Raw genomic sequence first — 16,052 nt, forward strand, 5'->3', positions numbered from 1 at the left:
CTGCGCGCTACGGTGGAGCGCATGAGCGACCTGCTCCAGCGCCGCCAGGACTGCCTGCACGCCTGGACCACCTTCGTCGAGCACGGCGACCTCGCCGCCGACCGGGTGCGCCCCGAGATCCTCGCCAGCTGGAGCCGCTCGGAACAGGCGGTGGGCACCGACGTCACCGAGGCGCCGCTGGCCGACGAGGGCGAGACCACCAGCATGTGGCGCGACTCCCCGCTGCAGGTGGCGGTGGAGCGGGTGGAGGAGGAGCTGCGGCGCACCGCCGAGGACGGCGACCTCGTGCTGGCCGTCACCGACGCCGAGACCCGCATCCTGTGGACCTACGGCGGCCGCGTGATGCGTCGCAAGGCCGAGACCGTGAACTTCGTGGCCGGTGCCCGCTGGGACGACACCTCGGTGGGCACCAACGCCCTCGACCTCGCCAGCCGGCTCGGGCAGCCCTCGATGGTGTTCAGCGCCGAGCACTACGCCCCGATCGTGCACAACTGGGTCTGCTGGGCCGCGCCCCTGCACGACCCGGTCACCGGTCGCCGGCTCGGCGTCATCGACCTCTCCACCACCTGGGACCGCACCCACCCCATCGGGCTCGCGACCGCCCGGGTGATGGCGCGGCTCATCGAGACCGCCCTGCCGCACAGCCGCCACCAGCCCACCGCCGGCCCGCTGGTCGAGGACCTCACCGCCGACCCCGGCCTCGTCCTCAGCCTGCTCGGCACCGCCGAGATCCGGCTCGACGGCGCCCGCCTGCTGCTCAACCGGCGCCAGACCGAGATCCTCGCCCTGCTGGCCCTGCACCCCGGCGGACTCTCGCTGGAGCAGCTGCACGCCCTGGTGTACGGCGACCAGGCCGTCACCTTCTCCACGCTCAAGGCCGAGGTCTCCCACCTGCGCGCCGCCCTCGGCGGCCAGCTCGCCTCGCGTCCCTACCGGCTCACGATGCCGGTCGAGACCGACGTCGAGCACGTGCTCACCCTGCTGCGCCGCGGACACGTCGCCGCCGCCGTCGAGGCCTACGGCGGCGACCTGCTGCCCGGCACGAACTCCCCGGCGCTCGCCGAGCTCGGCGAGGTCGTGGCGGTCGCGGTGCGCGAGGCGCTGCTCGCCGACCCCGACCCCGACGCCGTGCTGGCCTACGCCGAGCGCGCCCCCTACGACGTCGAGGTGCTCGAGCGGGCCCTCGCCGCGCTGGAGGGCAGCACCCACCCGGCCCGCCCCCTGCTGCTCGGTCGCCTCGCCGCCGCCACCCGCTGACCCGCCACCCCCTGACCCGCACCCCCTGAGCTGGCCCGTCGGCGCCGCCGACAATTCGTCAGGTACCTGACGTTCTCTCGCACCTGCCGGAGGCTCCCCGGCGCCTGGTTCGACGCCGTGGGAGATCGGCGGGGGACTGCTGCGCGGCCGGGGCCGCGGGAGCGGAGGGCGCTCCAACCATCGGCCAACCGGGCCGGCCGTACTGTGAGCCACACCACACGCCTGACACCCGGGGCGGTATCGCCGCCGGGCCGTGTGGGGGATCAGCTCATCGACGATGAAGGAGCGCTCATGGTTCGGATCAGTCTCACGGTCGACGGGGCGAAGGTCTCCGACGACGTGGAGGCACGCACGCTGCTCGTGCAGTACCTGCGCGAGAAGCTCGGCAAGACCGGCACGGTCATCGGTTGCGACACCTCCAACTGCGGGGCGTGCACCGTGCACCTGAACGGCACCAGCGTGAAGTCCTGCAACGTCCTGGCGGTGCAGGCCGACGGCGCGGAGGTCACCACCATCGAGGGCCTGGCCAGCAACGGCCAGCTGCACCCGGTGCAGGAGGCGTTCCGGGAGTGCCACGGCCTGCAGTGCGGCTTCTGCACGCCGGGGATGATCATGCAGAGCGCCGACCTGCTCAAGGAGAACCCGAACCCCTCGGAGGAGGAGATCCGGCTCGGGCTCGAGGGCAACCTGTGCCGCTGCACGGGCTACCACAACATCGTCAAGGCCGTGCAGCACGCGGCCGCCGCGGGTGGTGCCCAGTGACCGCGCTGGAGGACCGCCCCGACGTCGCCCAGGAGATCGGGCGCGACCGGCGGCGCAAGGAGGACGCGCGGCTGATCACCGGCCGCACCCGCTGGACCGACAACCTCACCGTCCCCGGGATGCTGCACCTGGCGATGGTGCGCAGCCCGTTCGCCCACGCCCGTATCACCAGCATCGACACCTCGGCCGCGGCCGAGGCCACCAACGTCGTCGCGGTCATCACCGCCGCCGACCTCGGCGAGAGCCAGGGCGCGTGCATCAACGCCTGGCCGATCACCCCCGACCAGGTGGCCCCGGTGCACCTGCCGATGGCCGTCGACCGGGTGGCGTTCGCCGGCGAGATCGTCGCGTGCGTGGTGGCCCGCAGCGCCGCGGAGGCCCGCGACGCCGCCGAGCTCGTCGACGTCGAGTACGAGGAGCTGCCGGCCGTGGTCGGCCTCAAGGAGGCCATCAAGGACGAGGTGCTGGCCCACCCCGAGCTCGGCACCAACAAGTCGGCGCTGTGGGTCTTCGACTCCGCCGCCGCCGGCACCGGCGGCGACGTCGAGGAGGCCATCGCCACCGCCCGCGAGAGCGGCGTGGTGATCGAGCGCGAGTACCGCCAGCAGCGGCTGATCCCCGCGTTCATGGAGCCCCGCTCGGTGGTCGTCGACCCCACGGGGGAGCAGATCACCATCTGGTCGGCCACCCAGATCCCGCACATCCTGCGCTTCGCGCTGGCCGCCACCACCGGCGTGCCGGAGTCGAAGATCCGCGTGATCGCCCCCGACGTCGGCGGCGGCTTCGGCGGCAAGCTGCAGCAGACGCCGGAGGAGATGATCGCCTTCGCGGTGGCCCGCCACCTCGACAAGCCGGTCAAGTACACCGAGACCCGCAGCGAGAGCCTGGTCAGCGCCCACCACGGCCGCGACCAGATCCAGAAGCTCACCCTCGCCGCCACCAAGGACGGTCAGGTCACCGGCCTCAAGGTCGAGCTGCTCGCCGACCTCGGCGCCTACGTCGCGATCGTCGGCGGTGGCGTGCCGGTGCTCGGGGCGTTCATGTTCAACGCCATCTACAAGTTCCCGGCCTACCACTTCGCCTGCCAGACGGTGCTCACCAACACCACCTGGACCGACGCCTACCGCGGCGCGGGCCGCCCCGAGGCGACCTTCGCCATCGAGCGGCTGATGTCGGAGCTGGCCGAGGAGCTCGGCGTCGACCCGCTGGAGATCCGGGAGCGCAACTGGATCAAGCACGACGAGTTCCCCTTCACCACCGTCGCCGGTCTGGAGTACGACACCGGCAACTACGAGCTCGCCACCGCCAAGGCCAAGGAGATGTTCGGCTACGACGAGCTGCGCGCGGAGCAGCAGCGCCGCCGCGAGGCCGGCGACACCGTCCAGCTCGGCATCGGCATCTCGACGTTCACCGAGATGTGCGGCCTCGCGCCGAGCCGGGTGCTCGGCTCGCTCGACTACGGCGCCGGCGGGTGGGAGCACGCCAGCGTGCGGATGCTCGCCACCGGCAAGGTCGAGGTCGTCACCGGTGCCAGCGCCCACGGTCAGGGCCACGAGACGGCGTTCAGCCAGATCGTGGCCGACCGGCTCGGCGTCCCGTTCGAGGACGTCGAGGTGCTCCACGGCGACACCCAGATCGCCCACAAGGGCCTGGACACCTACGGCTCCCGCTCGCTCGTCGTCGGCGGTGAGGCGCTGGTGAAGGCCACCGACAAGGTCATCGAGAAGGCCCGGCCCGTCGCGGCCCACCTGCTCGAGGCCAGCGTCGAGGACCTCGAGTTCAGCGCGGGCCGGTTCAGCGTCAAGGGCACCGACGCCGGCATCTCCGTCCAGGAGCTCGCCACCGCGGTGTTCGCCGCCCACAACCTGCCCGACGGCATGGAGCCCTCGCTCGACGCCGACGCCACCTACGACCCCATCAACTTCAACTACCCGCACGGCACCCACCTGTGCGCGATGGAGGTCGACACCGAGACCGGCGCGGTCTCGATGCGCAAGTACGTGTGCGTCGACGACATCGGCAACGTCATCAACCCGCTCATCGTGTCCGGCCAGGTGCACGGCGGTCTGGTACAGGGCATCGCCCAGGCGCTGTGGGAGGAGGCGGTCTACGACGACGCCGGCACGCTGGTGTCGGGCACGTTCACCGACTACCTCCTGCCCACCGCCGCCGACACGATCTCCTTCGAGATCGACCACACCACCACCCCGTCGATCACCAACACCCTCGGCACCAAGGGCGTCGGCGAGGCCGGCACGATCGCCTCCACCCCGGCGGTGGTCAACGCGATCGTCGACGCCGTGCGCCACCTCGGCGTCGACGACATCACGATGCCCTGCACCCCGCAGCGGGTGTGGCGCGCCATCCAGGAAGGAGGCCGGGCATGATCCCCGCCGCGTTCGACTACCTCGCCCCCACCACGGTCGAGGAGGCCGTGGCCGCGCTGGCCCGGCACGGCGACGACGCCAAGATCCTGGCCGGCGGCCAGAGCCTCCTGCCGGTCCTGCGGATGCGCCTCAACGCCCCCGAGGTCGTCATCGACCTCGGGCGCATCGAGTCGCTGCGGGGGGTGCGCGACGACGGCGACGCCATCGTGGTCGGCGCCATGACCCCCCACTCGGTGGTGGGCAAGGACCCGCTCGTGGCCGAGCACGCCGCGCTGGTGAGCCGGGCCGTGGTGCACCTCGCCGACGCGCAGGTGCGCCACCGCGGCACCTTCGGCGGCGCGCTCGCCCACGCCGACCCGGCCGGCGACCTCGGTGCGCCTGCGCTCGCACTCGGCGCCCAGTTCGTGATCGCCGGGCCGAGCGGCACCCGCACCGTGGCGGCCGACGACTTCTTCGTCGACCTCTTCGAGACCGCCGTCGGGGAGGACGAGATCCTCACCGAGGTGCGGCTGCCCAAGCACACCGGCTGGGGTGCGCACTACGAGAAGTTCGTGCGCGTCGCCCACCAGTGGCCGATCGTGGCCATCGCGGCCACGGTGCGCACCGAGGGCGGCGTCATCGCCGAGGCCCGGGTGGGCCTGACCAACATGGGTTCCACCCCGCTGCGCGCCCGCGCGGTCGAGGCGGCGCTCGCGGGTCAGCCGGCCACCGACGAGGCGGTGCGCGCGGCCGCGGCCGCCGCGGCGGAGGGCACCAACCCGCCCACCGACCTCAACGGCGACGCCGACTACCGGCGCCACCTCGCCACGGTGCTCACCCGGCGGGCCGTGCTCGCCGCGGCGGGGGCGTGAGCGCGTGGACCTGACCCACCGCTTCACCGTGCCCACCGGGGTCGAGGAGACCTGGGAGGCCTTCGGGGACATCGCGGCGCTGGCCGAGTGCTTCCCCGGAGCCCAGGTCACCGAGGCCGACGGCGACTCCTTCGCTGGGTCGGTGAAGGTCAAGCTCGGTCCGATCGCGCTGGTCTACGCCGGCTCCGGCACCTTCGTGGAGAAGGACGACGCGGCCCACCGCTTCGTCGTCGACGCCAAGGGCAAGGACAAGCGCGGCAACGGCACGGCCGGGGCCACGGTGCGCCTCTCGATGAGCGAGGGCGCCGGCGGCGCCACCGACGTCGAGGTGCTCACCGACCTCGCGATCACCGGCAAGCCGGCCCAGTTCGGGCGCGGGGTGATGCAGGACGTCTCCGACAAGCTGCTCGGGCAGTTCGTCGCGTGCCTGGAGCAGCGGCTCTCGGCCCCGGAGGCTCCCGCGGCCGAGTCGGAGCCGACGCCGGTGGCGGCGGCGGCCGCGCACGCGGTGGCGGCCGGCACGGCGTCGGCCCCGCCGGCGGCGCCCCGACCGGTGGCCGCCACCCCGCCCCCGGCGGGCGGTGACGACAGCCTCGACCTCGGGGCCGCCGTGCTGCCGGTGCTGCTCAAGGGCTACTGGAAGCAGGGCCTGGGCGCCCTGGTCGTGGTGGTCCTGCTGCTGCGGTGGCTGGGCTCGCGAGGCGACTGAGCGACCCTCGCACCACCGACGATCGGGCCGGCCCTTCTCGGGGCCGGCCCGATCCGTCGTCAGGCCGATCGCTTCGGCCGACCGCTCGGACCGACCGCTCAGGCCCGCCGGATCCGGATCGGTCCGCGGGCGGTGGAGGGGTCGACGACGCGGCCCTTCTGGGTGATCTCCACCTCGCCCGCCGCGACGAGGCGGCGGGCGGCGCGGCGGGCGGGCTCCATCAGCGCGCGCCACCGGTCCTCGTCCTCCCCGCCCACGAGCCGGGCGGCCTCGGAGGGGCAGATGGTGTGGGAGCGGGCGCGCCCGGCGAGCAGGTCGCGGATGGCCTGCTCCAGGCGCTCGTCGGTGGGGTCGACGCCGTGGCGCCGGCAGGACTGGGAGCAGTACTTGACCTGGTCCCAGTCGCGCTTCCACTTCGCGCGCCACTCGATCCGTCGCCCGCAGGCGACGCAGACCTTGTCCGGGGGCTGGCTCACGTCCTCGATCCTCCTCCCCGCCCGCCCCACCCGAAAGGCAGGGCGACACCGGGCGCGCCCGCCCCGGGTTCCCACCGCCGGTGGGGCCGTGCCCCTAGTGTCGTGCGACGTGAAGAAGGTCCTGCTCACGCTCCTCGCCCTCCTCGCGCTGGCCGCCGCGCTGTGCTGGCCCGTGCTGCTGTGGCAGGGCGACGCCGGGGAGGCGGCGAGCAGTGCGGCCGGTGACGGCCCCGTCGACCCCACCACGATCACCGACTACGACGCCACCTTCGACGTGCAGCGCGACGGCGACCTCGCCGTCACCGAGCGGCTGGCGGTGGAGTTCCCGACCTACACCCCGCGCCACGGCATCTTCCGGTTCTGGGACCTCGCCGACGTCGCCGACCCCCACGTGCTGCGCTCGATCGACGACGTCGAGGTGACCCTGGACGGCGGTCCCGTGCCGGTGGAGCTCAGCACCACCGAGCAGGGCCGCTTCACGGTCGCCAAGATCGGCGACCCCGACGTGTTCGTGAGCCCGGGGGTGCACACCTACGTCCTCACCTACGAGGTGCCGGGTGCGGTGACCCCCGACGCCGGCGGTGACTCCTCGACCTTCTACTGGGACCTCGTGCCGGCCGGCTGGCAGCAGGACATCACTCGCACCCGCCTCACGGTGAACCTGCCCGCGCCCGCACAGGACGTGCAGTGCGGCATCGGTCTGGGGGCCGTGCTCGAGCCGTGCGACGTCGCCGGTGCCGGCACCACCACCCTCACCGTCACGACCGGCCGGCTGGCCAACCACACCCCCGTCACGCTGCGCACCCGACTCGACCTCGCGGTGCCCGCACCCGAGACGCTGCCGTGGACGACCCGCTGGAACGCCGTGCTGGGACGCAGCGTGCCGCTGCTGGTCGGCGTCGTCGGGGCCGCGCTGGTGGCGCTGCTGCTCGGGGTGCTGGCCGCCCGCCGGGCGCGCGAGCGCGCCCCGGGCTTCCCGCTGCTCTACACCCCGCCCGCGGGGCTGGGCCCCGCCCAGGCGGCCTACCTGCTCACCGAGAGCACCCAGCGGCGCCACTACCTCGCCTCCCTCATGCACGCCGCCGAGCGCGGCGCGGTGAGGCTGGACCGCGACGCGTCGGGATGGCGCATCACCGACGCGCGGGGCCCGGAGGGCTGGGCCGGTCTCGACCCCGTGACGGCCGACGTCGCGCACCTGCTCGCCGGGCCCGGCACCACCTTCGTGCTCGACCGCGACTCGGTGTCGGTGGGGGAGCGGATGAAGACCGAGATCGCCGCCTCCCACGCCCGCACCAAGGCCTGGGCCCGGGTGTCGGGCAACCTCGCCGACATCCCCGGCGGCCGGGCGCTGGCGCTGCTCACCCTCGTCGCGGGCCTGGGCGCGGCCGCGCTGGCCATCAGCAACCCGTTCGACATGACGGCGCTGGCGCTCGTGCCCGGCGGCTTCCTCCTCGGCGGCCTGGGCCTGCTCGCCACGGGCGCCTCCACCCGGCGCACCGATCCGCAGGGCCGTGCCCTGTGGTCGCAGATCGGTGGCTTCCACCGCGTCCTGTCCACGCCGTCGGCCAAGGAGCGCTTCGACTTCTCCGGGCGCGAGGAGCTGTTCACCGCCTACCTGCCGTGGGCCGTGGCCTTCGACTGCGCCGACGCGTGGGTGGCCAAGTTCGAGACCGAGACCGGTCGCAGCGCCCCGATGCCGGGCTACTTCGGCGCCGGCGGCTCGGTGGGCTCCGCGGTGCGCGACGCCACCGCCGACTTCTCCTCCTCCCTCGACAGCGCCATCTCGGCCTACGACGCCACGCAGTCGAAGTCCTCCGGTGGTCGGGGCGGCTTCAGCGGCGGTGGTGGCGGTGGTGGCGGCGGTGGTGGGTCCTGGTGACCCCCTCCGCCCGTCCCCGACCGCTCGGCCCGTCCCACAACCCGTTCCAGCCCCGTCACCGCCAGGAGTCCCCATGCTGATCGCCCTGATCGTGATCGCCGTCCTCGTCGTGCTGATCGGCGTCGGCGTCGTCGGCTTCAACAAGCTGCGCACCTCCGACGTCGGCGCGCAGGAGGCGCTCGGCGGCATCGACGTGCAGCTGACCCGCCGCAACGACCTCATCCCCAACCTCGTCGAGACCGTCAAGGGCTACGCCGCCCACGAGAAGGGCGTCCTCGAGGAGGTCACCCGCGCCCGCGCCCAGGTGCAGCAGGCCGCCGCCGGGTCCGACGTCGCCGCCACGGCCGCCGCCGACGCCGCCCTGCAGGGCTCGCTGGTGCGCCTCAACGCCGTGGCCGAGGCCTACCCCGACCTCAAGGCCGACCAGAACTTCCTCGAGCTCCAGCGCCAGCTGACCGAGACCGAGAACCAGATCGCCTTCGCCCGCCAGTACTACAACGACGCCGCGGCCACGCTCAACAAGCTCGTCGCGACGCTGCCCTGGCTGCTGTTCGTGGGCATCGCGGGGGTCTCGAAGCGCCCGTTCTACGACGCCCCGGAGGGGCACGCGACCCCGCCGACCGTCAGCTTCTGAGCGGGTCGGTGACCGTCGCGGTGGCCCCGCCGAGCTGATCGATCGCGGCCGGCCCTCCGGCGTCCTCGGCGTCGTCGGCCGCAGCGCCGGGCAGGGTGGTGCGGTTGGTGCCGGCGGGCAGGCGTGGCTCGACCAGCCCGACCGCCAGCACGGCGATCAGCAGCGCGCCGACCACCAGCACGCCGATGTAGACCGCCCCCAGGTCGTGGTCGATCAGGAAGCCCGCGGTCGCCGGGGCGACGACGCCGGGCAGGCTGAAGGCCGCCGAGCTCACGGCGTTGTAGCGCCCCCGCAGGTGGTCCGGGGCCAGGTCGTTGACCAGCGCCGGGATCGTGGGCTGGAGCATCGTCTCGCCGAGGGCGAACACCGAGGCGCACCCGGCCACGAACAGGGTGGCCGCCACCGTGCCCGGCACGAGCGCGGCGGCGCCGAGCAGCAGCCACGAGCCCGACCACACCACGGCCATCACCGCGATCACCCGGGTACGGCGCAGGCCGTCGATGCGGCGCAGCACGAGCAGCTGCAGCACCACGATCACCAGGGTGTTGGCGGCGAAGGCGAACCCGAGCCCGCGGGTGGACACCTCGCCCAGCGCGCGGGCGAAGGCCGGCATGCCGGTGTTGAGCTGGGAGTAGCCGACGAAGGACCCCACCATGGTGAGCACCATCAGCGGTGCGACGGCCGGGGCCCGCAGCACGGCCAGGTAGCCCTGCGCCGACGCCGCCCGGCCGGCGTCGTCGTGGTGGCGCGGCAGCGGCCGGCCGATGTGGCGCAGCGGGATCAGCAGCACGAGCAGCACCGGCACGTAGCTGAGGGCGTCGGCGAGGTAGATCGCCTGGAAGGTGCGCACGTCGTCGACGTCCACCACGAAGCCGCCGACGATGCCGCCGATCCCGATGCCGAGGTTGAGCAGCATGAAGTTCACACCGAAGTAGCGGGTGCGCAGCTGCGGGGGCACCAGACCGGCGATCAGGCTCTGGAAGGACGGGAAGGACGCCCCGAACGCGGCGCCCTGCAGGGCCACGGCCACGGCGGCCAGCGCCAGGGTGTCGGCGTAGGCCAGCACGACGTTGCTGACCACCAGTGTGGCGGCCACGCTCATCGTGACCCGCCGCGGCCCGACGACGTCGATCAGCCAGCCGGCCGGCGCGGTGACGAGCACCCCGGCCAGCGGTGAGAGCGCGAGCAGCAGCCCGACGTCGCTGAGCGCGAAGCCGCGCACCTCGTGGAGGTAGACCACCGCGAACGGCAGCACCAGGCCGGTCCCGATGAACTCGACGGCCACGATCGACAGCAGCAGCCGACCCTCTCGCGGCAGCTGCGACCAGAAGCTCCGTTGCTCCCCACCCATCCCTCGACCCTCACACACCCGGGCCCAGGCGGGCCACCCGGTATCGGGCGGCCCCGGCGGGAGCGTCGTACCAACCGTCCCTGCTGTTCTTCGCGCCGGAAACAGCAGGAACGGTTGGTACGACGACCACCCGCGGGGACCCCGCGGGAGTCAGGCGAGGTCGCTGAGGGCGGCGAACTCGGTGTCGGTGAGGGTGAGGTCGGCGGCGGCGACGTTCTGCTCCAGGTGCGCCACCGAGGAGGTGCCGGGGATGGGCAGCATCACCGGCGAGCGCTGCAGCAGCCAGGCCAGCGCCAGCTGCGACGGCGTCGCCCCGCCGTGGTCGCGCGAGGCCTGGCCCAGCGGCCCGTCGTCGGCGGAGAGCGCCCCGGTGGCGAGGGGGAACCACGGGATGAACCCGATGCCCTCGGCCTCGCAGACCTCCAGCAGCGGTTCGGCGTCGCGCCGGGCCAGGTTGTACAGGTTCTGCACGCTCACGATCGTGGCGACCTCCTGGGCGGCGCGCAGCTGGTCGACGTCGACCTCGGAGAGCCCGATGTGGCGGATCTTGCCCTCCTCCTGCAGCGCCTTCAGCTCGCCCACCTGGTCGGCCAGGGGCACGGCGGGGTCGATGCGGTGCAGCTGGAACAGGTCGATGCGCTCGACCCCGAGCCGGCGCAGCGACAGCTCGCACTGCTGGCGCAGGTAGGCCGGCACGCCGACGGGGGTCCACGTCCCGGGGCCCTGCCGGGTCAGGCCGGCCTTGGTGGCGATGACGACGTCGTCGGCGTAGGGGTGCAGGGCCTCGCGCAGCAGCTCCTCGGCCACGACCGGGCCGTAGGAGTCGGCGGTGTCGAAGAAGGTCGTGCCGAGCTCGACCGAGCGCCGCAGCACCCGGATCGCCTCGTCGTGGTCGCGGGGCGGGCCCCACACGCCCGGCCCGGTGAGCTGCATGGTGCCGTAGCCGAGTCGGACGACGGGCAGGTCGCCGCCCAGGAGGAAGGTGCCGGAGGCGCTCGCGTTCATGGTCCCGACGCTAGCGCCGTCCGCCCCCGGGTCCGGCCACCCGCGTGGGGGGCCGCGTGGGGATCAGAAGACGTTGAGCGGGCGGAACTGCACCGAGAGGCGGGGGCCGGCGTGGGCGACCTTGGGCACCGCGTGCTCCCAGGTGCGCTGGCAGCTGCCGCCCATCACGAGCAGGTCGCCGTGGCCCATCTCGAAGGACAGGCCCTCGCCGCCGCCGCGCGGACGCAGCGCGAGGCGGCGCGGGTCGCCGAGGCTCACGATGGCCACCATCGTGTCGTGGGTGGCGCCACGGCCCACGGTGTCGCCGTGCCAGGCCACCGAGTCGCGGCCGTCGCGGTAGTAGCAGCATCCGGCGGTGCGGAACGGCTCGCCCAGCTCGGGCAGGTAGTGCATCGACAGCGCCTCCCGGGCCGCGACCAGGCCCTCGTGGGGGAGGGGGTCGCCCACCATGTAGGTGTGCTGCAACCGCGGCACGTCGACCATCCGGTCGTACATCCGGCGCCGCTCGGTGCGCCACGGCACCTCGCGCACCAGGGTGGCGAAGACGTCGTCGGGCTCGCCCAGCCAGCCGCGTGCGACGTCCACCCAGGCGCCGTGCGCCAGGGGGTGCCGCACGATCCCGGCGACGTCGAGGGGTGCCGGGGCGACACCGCTCCCGGCATCGGCGAAGAGCGTCGACTGGAAGTCCATGGCGTCCACCGTAGCCGGTGGATCGAACGGATGTTCGAGGAAACGCCGGAGAGGGTCAGTGCGTGACGGGCAGGGCGAGGAGTGCGGTGGTGAGCGCCTCGACGGTCTCGTCGGCGAGCGCCTCCACCCGGCCGCGCATGAGCGGCGGCACGAGCAGGTTCAACGGCTGACCGAAGTCGAAGGTGGCCCGGTAGGTGATCCGGGTGCCGGGCACGCCGTCGTCGGTCTCGGCGGGGGCGAAGGAGAGGTCGTCGGTGGCGGTGGCGCGACCGTTGCGGCCACGGAAGACCACGTGGGAGGGCCGGTCGAAGGTGATGCAGGTGTAGCGCACCGTCACCTTCCGGCCGAGGAACCGCGAGACGTTGGTGTAGGTGGTGCCCAGGCCGCCGTCGCCGGAGGTGCGCACCGTGGAGACCGTGCCGGGGTCCCACGACTCGGTGGCGGTGAAGTCGGCGAGGTAGTCGAACACCACCTCGGGGGCGACGGGGACGACGAAGCTGCGCTCGACCTGCATGCCCTCAATCTAGGCAGCCACCGGTCGGCCCCGCGCCACCCCGGCGTGGACCACCGCCCGAGGGATCGGTCACACGCCCCGGGTCCGATCCCCGCGTGGGATCCCAGGGTCGGATCCCAGGGTCCGATCCCAGGGTCATCCCCGTGGCGCGCGTCACCGGTCGTCGGGGAGGCTGTGGCCATGACCAGCTCCCCTGCCGCCCCGGGACGCGACGCCGCCCTCGCCGCCCGCGTCGTCGGACTCTCCAAGACCTACGGCCGCGGCGAGGCCGTGGTGCGGGCCCTCGACGACGTCACCCTCGACCTGCTCGCCGGCGAGTTCACCGCCGTGATGGGCCCCTCGGGCTCGGGCAAGTCGACCCTGATGCACGTCCTGGCCGCCCTGGACCGCCCCGACGCCGGGGAGGTGCTGCTCGGCGAGACCTCCCTGGCCGGTCTCGACGACAAGGCGCTGACCCGGATCCGGCGCGACCGGATCGGGTTCGTCTTCCAGTCCTTCAACCTCGTCACGACCCTGAGTGCGGAGGAGAACATCCTGCTGCCGCTCTCGATCGCCGGCCGCCGACCCGACCGCGCGTGGTTCGACCTCGTCGTCGACACCGTGGGCCTGCGGTCGCGGCTGGGCCACAAGCCCAGCGAGCTCTCCGGGGGCCAGCAGCAGCGGGTGGCCGTGGCGCGCGCCCTGGTGAGCCGGCCCCAGATCGTGTTCGCCGACGAGCCCACCGGCAACCTCGACTCCCGGTCGGGCGCCGAAGTGCTCGCGCTGCTGCGCCAGGCCGTCGACGAGCACGGCCAGACGGTCGTGATGGTCACCCACGACCCCGTGGCCGCGGCCGCCACCGACCGCGTCGTCTTCCTCGCCGACGGCCGGGTCGTGGAGGAGCTGCGCCACCCCGACCGCGACACCGTGCTGGCCACCATGGCCCGCGTCGCCGGGCCCGACCCGGTGGCCCCGGGCGCGCCGCGCGAGGGCGACGCCCCGTGATCCGCGCCGCGCTGGCCAGTCTGCGGGCCCGCAAGGTGCGGCTGTTCATGAGCACCTTCGCGATCGTGCTCGGCGTCGCGTTCGTCGTCGGCACCCTGATCTTCTCCAGCACCCTGAACCGCAGCTTCACCGCGCTGTTCGCCTCCACCGTGGGCGACGTCGTCGTGGCACCCGAGGGCGCCGACGACGCCGCCGGCTTCACCGACGTCACCGTGCCGGCCTCCCTGGTCGACACCCTCGCGGCGGCCCCCGGCGTGGCGCGGGTCGACGGCAACGTCTCGGTGCAGGGCCTCTACGTCATCGGGGAGGACGGCAAGGTCGTCAGCACCGCCGGCCCGCCGGGGCTGGGCGGCAACTACACCGACGCCCCGGCCGCCGGCGGCGACGGCCTGACCCTCGTGGCGGGCCGCGCCCCGAGCGGGCCCGACGAGGTCGTGATGGACTCCTCTGCCGCGCGCAAGGGCGGCTACGAGGTGGGCGACGACGTCGTGCTGCTGCTGCCCCGCGGCACCGAGAGCCGGGTCACCCGCACCCTCGTGGGCCTGCTCGGCTTCCCCGACGGCGGGTCGCTCAACGGCGCCACGTTCGTCGCCTTCGACACCCCCACCGCCCAGCAGCTGTTCACCGACGGCGAGGACGCCTTCAACGACCTCTGGGTCACCGCGGAGGACGGGGTCTCGCAGGAGCAGCTGCGCGACGCCGTGGCTCCGCTGCTGCCCGCGGGCGTGGAGGCCGTCACCGGCGACACCGCCGCCGACCGGCAGGCCGACCAGCTGCTCGACGCGATCGGCTTCCTCACCACGTTCCTGCTCGTGTTCGCCGGGATCGCCCTGGTGGTGGGCTCCTTCCTCATCGTCAACACCTTCTCGATGCTCGTGGCCCAGCGCAGCCGCGAGCTCGCGCTGCTGCGCGCCCTGGGCGCCTCGCGGCGCCAGGTGCTCACCTCGGTGCAGCTGGAGGCGTTCGTGGTCGGCGCGCTCGGCGCCACCCTCGGCCTCGGGCTCGGCTACCTGCTGGCCCTCGGGCTGCGGGCGCTGTTCGCCACCTTCGGCCTCGATCTCTCCGGCCAGTCGCTGGTGTTCCCGGTGAACGCCGTCGTGGCCGCCTACGCCGTGGGCGTGCTGGTCACGATGGTGGCGGCCGCGGGTCCGGCGCTGCGCAGCACCCGCATCGCGCCGGTGCAGGCGCTGCGCGACGACGTCGCCCTGCCCGAGTCGGCGCTGCGCACCCGGGTGCTGGTCGGTGCGGTGCTGGGGGCGCTGGGCCTGGTGCTCCTCGTCGTCGGCCTCGGCGACGTCGTGGAGGTCGACACCCCCGTCTGGTACGTCGGCGGCGGGGTGCTCGCGGTGCTGCTGGGCGTGGCCGCCGCCGCCCCCGTGCTCGCAGCGCCGGTGCTCGCGACGGCCACGGCGCTGTACCGCCGGGTGTTCGGCACGGTGGGCCGGCTCGCGGGGGAGAACACCCGCCGCAACCCGCGCCGCACCGCCGCCACCGCCTCCGCCCTGATGATCGGCCTCACCCTGGCCTGCACGATGGCGATCGTCGGGGCGTCGGCCAAGGCCTCGGTCGATGCGTCGGTGGAGGAGAACTTCGTGGGCGACTTCGTGATCAACAACGTCTTCGGCACCGGGTTCAGCCCCGCGATCGCCGACCGCGTCGCCGACCTCGACGGCGTGGCCTCCGTGGCCCGCCAGCGCTACCAGTTCGTGCGCACCGCCGACGACGACGCGCAGGGCATCGCGGGCATCGCCCCCGACGACGTCGCCGACTTCGGGCTGCGGATCCTGCAGGGTGCCGACGACCTGCGCCCCGGCACGCTGCTGGTCTCGCAGGGCTACGCCGAGGACCGGGGCCTCGCGGTGGGCGACGACGTCGTGCTGGACGTGCCCACCGGCGAGCTCGACCTGCGCGTCGTCGGGATCTACGAGGAGAACCCGCTGGTGTTCTTCCCGCTGGTCGCCACGATCGCCGACCTCGACGCCGGCGGCTATGCGCCCTCGGACAACCTCGTGGTCGTCTTCGCCTCACCCGGTGCCGACCGCACGACGCTGCAGGCCGGGCTCGAGGACGTCGTGGCCCAGCTGCCCATCGTCACCGTCAAGGACCAGGCGGCGTTCGCGGCCGAGCAGCGCGAGCCGATCGACCAGTTCGTGCTCATCATCTACGCCCTGCTCGGGCTGGCCCTGGTGATCGCCGTGCTCGGCATCGTCAACACCCTGGCGCTCTCGGTGGTCGAGCGCACCCGCGAGATCGGGATGCTGCGCGCCCTGGGGCTCAGCCGGGCGCAGCTGCGTCGGATGATCGCGCTGGAGTCGGTCGCGATCTCGGTGCTGGGGGCGCTGCTCGGCCTCGTGCTGGGCACCGGCTTCGGCCTGGCACTGATGCGCGCGGTGCGCGACGAGGGGCTGGAGGTGATCGCGGTCCCGGGAGGGCAGTTCGCGATCTTCCTCGTGCTCGCGGTGCTGGTCGGCGTCCTGGCCGCCGCCCTGCCCGCCCGACGGGCCGGCCGGCTGGACGTGTTGGGGGCGATCGCCAGCGAGTGAGCGGGCGTGG

Annotated in this window: 14 protein-coding genes; 9 read left to right on the top strand and 5 right to left on the bottom strand. The window is 73.7% G+C overall.

The window, feature by feature from the left end; genetic code table 11:
- Positions 1-21: 21 nt before the first annotated feature.
- The 5 genes from ACERUJ_RS13480 to ACERUJ_RS13500 all read left to right on the top strand — a co-directional run bounded on the left by ACERUJ_RS13480 (position 22) and on the right by ACERUJ_RS13500 (position 5,966).
- On the top strand, positions 22-1,257 hold the full coding sequence (locus ACERUJ_RS13480; protein ID WP_370249129.1) for a transcriptional regulator: 1,236 nt from the start codon (positions 22-24) through the stop codon (positions 1,255-1,257).
- Positions 1,258-1,548: 291 nt separating this feature from the next.
- A complete protein-coding gene (locus ACERUJ_RS13485; RefSeq protein WP_370249131.1) occupies positions 1,549-2,019 on the top strand; it encodes a (2Fe-2S)-binding protein in 471 nt (156 codons plus the stop codon).
- Positions 2,016-4,406 (top strand): xanthine dehydrogenase family protein molybdopterin-binding subunit, encoded by a 2,391-nt coding sequence (locus tag ACERUJ_RS13490; RefSeq protein ID WP_370249133.1) that lies wholly within the window; start codon positions 2,016-2,018, stop codon positions 4,404-4,406. The genes ACERUJ_RS13485 and ACERUJ_RS13490 overlap by 4 nt, the downstream gene beginning before the upstream one ends.
- Positions 4,403-5,257: a xanthine dehydrogenase family protein subunit M gene (locus ACERUJ_RS13495; protein ID WP_370249134.1), complete on the top strand. Its 855-nt coding sequence runs from the start codon at positions 4,403-4,405 to the stop codon at positions 5,255-5,257. Before ACERUJ_RS13490 ends, ACERUJ_RS13495 begins: the two co-directional genes overlap by 4 nt.
- A gap of 4 nt (positions 5,258-5,261) precedes the next feature.
- Positions 5,262-5,966: an SRPBCC family protein gene (locus ACERUJ_RS13500; RefSeq protein WP_370249135.1), complete on the top strand. Its 705-nt coding sequence runs from the start codon at positions 5,262-5,264 to the stop codon at positions 5,964-5,966.
- Positions 5,967-6,064: 98 nt separating this feature from the next.
- Here ACERUJ_RS13500 and ACERUJ_RS13505 read toward each other — a convergent pair whose 3' ends face one another.
- Complete coding sequence (locus ACERUJ_RS13505; RefSeq protein ID WP_370249136.1) at positions 6,065-6,442, bottom strand: DUF3253 domain-containing protein; 378 nt, start codon at positions 6,440-6,442, stop codon at positions 6,065-6,067.
- Positions 6,443-6,551: 109 nt separating this feature from the next.
- On the opposite strand from ACERUJ_RS13505, the gene ACERUJ_RS13510 reads away from it, so the two are divergent.
- Complete coding sequence (locus tag ACERUJ_RS13510; protein WP_370249137.1) at positions 6,552-8,321, top strand: DUF2207 domain-containing protein; 1,770 nt, start codon at positions 6,552-6,554, stop codon at positions 8,319-8,321.
- A 73-nt stretch (positions 8,322-8,394) separates the two neighbouring features.
- Positions 8,395-8,955, top strand: coding sequence for a LemA family protein (locus ACERUJ_RS13515; RefSeq protein WP_370249139.1), 561 nt, complete (start codon positions 8,395-8,397; stop codon positions 8,953-8,955).
- On the opposite strand, the gene ACERUJ_RS13520 is transcribed toward ACERUJ_RS13515, so the two are convergent.
- The 4 genes from ACERUJ_RS13520 to ACERUJ_RS13535 form a co-directional block, all read right to left on the bottom strand.
- Complete coding sequence (locus ACERUJ_RS13520) at positions 8,945-10,306, bottom strand: MFS transporter (RefSeq protein WP_370249140.1); 1,362 nt, start codon at positions 10,304-10,306, stop codon at positions 8,945-8,947. The two genes, ACERUJ_RS13515 and ACERUJ_RS13520, sit on opposite strands and share 11 nt — an antisense overlap.
- 150 nt (positions 10,307-10,456) lie before the next feature.
- On the bottom strand, positions 10,457-11,311 hold the full coding sequence (locus tag ACERUJ_RS13525; protein WP_370249141.1) for an aldo/keto reductase: 855 nt from the start codon (positions 11,309-11,311) through the stop codon (positions 10,457-10,459).
- Positions 11,312-11,374: 63 nt separating this feature from the next.
- Entirely contained in the window at positions 11,375-12,001 is a 627-nt protein-coding gene (locus tag ACERUJ_RS13530) for an alpha-ketoglutarate-dependent dioxygenase AlkB (protein ID WP_370249143.1), read from the bottom strand.
- Between the two features lie 55 nt (positions 12,002-12,056).
- The gene (locus tag ACERUJ_RS13535) at positions 12,057-12,515 is read right to left on the bottom strand and encodes an SRPBCC family protein (RefSeq protein ID WP_370249145.1); all 459 of its coding nucleotides are present in this window, start codon (positions 12,513-12,515) and stop codon (positions 12,057-12,059) included.
- Positions 12,516-12,695: 180 nt separating this feature from the next.
- Between ACERUJ_RS13535 and ACERUJ_RS13540 the strand changes: the two genes are divergently transcribed.
- Together ACERUJ_RS13540 and ACERUJ_RS13545 are read left to right on the top strand one after the other, a co-directional pair.
- Positions 12,696-13,499 carry an ABC transporter ATP-binding protein gene (locus tag ACERUJ_RS13540; RefSeq protein WP_370249146.1) on the top strand — a complete coding sequence of 268 codons (804 nt, stop codon included), beginning with the start codon at positions 12,696-12,698 and terminating at the stop codon, positions 13,497-13,499.
- Positions 13,496-16,042 carry an ABC transporter permease gene (locus ACERUJ_RS13545; RefSeq protein ID WP_370249148.1) on the top strand — a complete coding sequence of 849 codons (2,547 nt, stop codon included), beginning with the start codon at positions 13,496-13,498 and terminating at the stop codon, positions 16,040-16,042. The genes ACERUJ_RS13540 and ACERUJ_RS13545 overlap by 4 nt, the downstream gene beginning before the upstream one ends.
- The last annotated feature ends 10 nt before the right edge of the window (positions 16,043-16,052 follow it).

It is taken from the genome of Nocardioides sp. (genome assembly GCF_964228225.1).
In the GTDB taxonomy this organism is placed as follows: Bacteria; Actinomycetota; Actinomycetes; order Propionibacteriales; family Nocardioidaceae; genus Nocardioides.

What these genes read in the sequence shown, in the direction of transcription:
- ACERUJ_RS13480 (WP_370249129.1), top strand. Translation starts at nt 22, where the DNA reads ATGAGCGACCTGCTCCAGCGCCGCCAGGACTGCCTGCACGCCTGGACC.
- ACERUJ_RS13485 (WP_370249131.1), top strand. Translation starts at nt 1,549, where the DNA reads ATGGTTCGGATCAGTCTCACGGTCGACGGGGCGAAGGTCTCCGACGAC.
- ACERUJ_RS13495 (WP_370249134.1), top strand. Translation starts at nt 4,403, where the DNA reads ATGATCCCCGCCGCGTTCGACTACCTCGCCCCCACCACGGTCGAGGAG.
- ACERUJ_RS13515 (WP_370249139.1), top strand. Translation starts at nt 8,395, where the DNA reads ATGCTGATCGCCCTGATCGTGATCGCCGTCCTCGTCGTGCTGATCGGC.
- ACERUJ_RS13520 (WP_370249140.1), bottom strand. Translation starts at nt 10,306, where the DNA reads ATGGGTGGGGAGCAACGGAGCTTCTGGTCGCAGCTGCCGCGAGAGGGT.
- ACERUJ_RS13525 (WP_370249141.1), bottom strand. Translation starts at nt 11,311, where the DNA reads ATGAACGCGAGCGCCTCCGGCACCTTCCTCCTGGGCGGCGACCTGCCC.
- ACERUJ_RS13530 (WP_370249143.1), bottom strand. Translation starts at nt 12,001, where the DNA reads ATGGACTTCCAGTCGACGCTCTTCGCCGATGCCGGGAGCGGTGTCGCC.
- ACERUJ_RS13535 (WP_370249145.1), bottom strand. Translation starts at nt 12,515, where the DNA reads ATGCAGGTCGAGCGCAGCTTCGTCGTCCCCGTCGCCCCCGAGGTGGTG.
- ACERUJ_RS13540 (WP_370249146.1), top strand. Translation starts at nt 12,696, where the DNA reads ATGACCAGCTCCCCTGCCGCCCCGGGACGCGACGCCGCCCTCGCCGCC.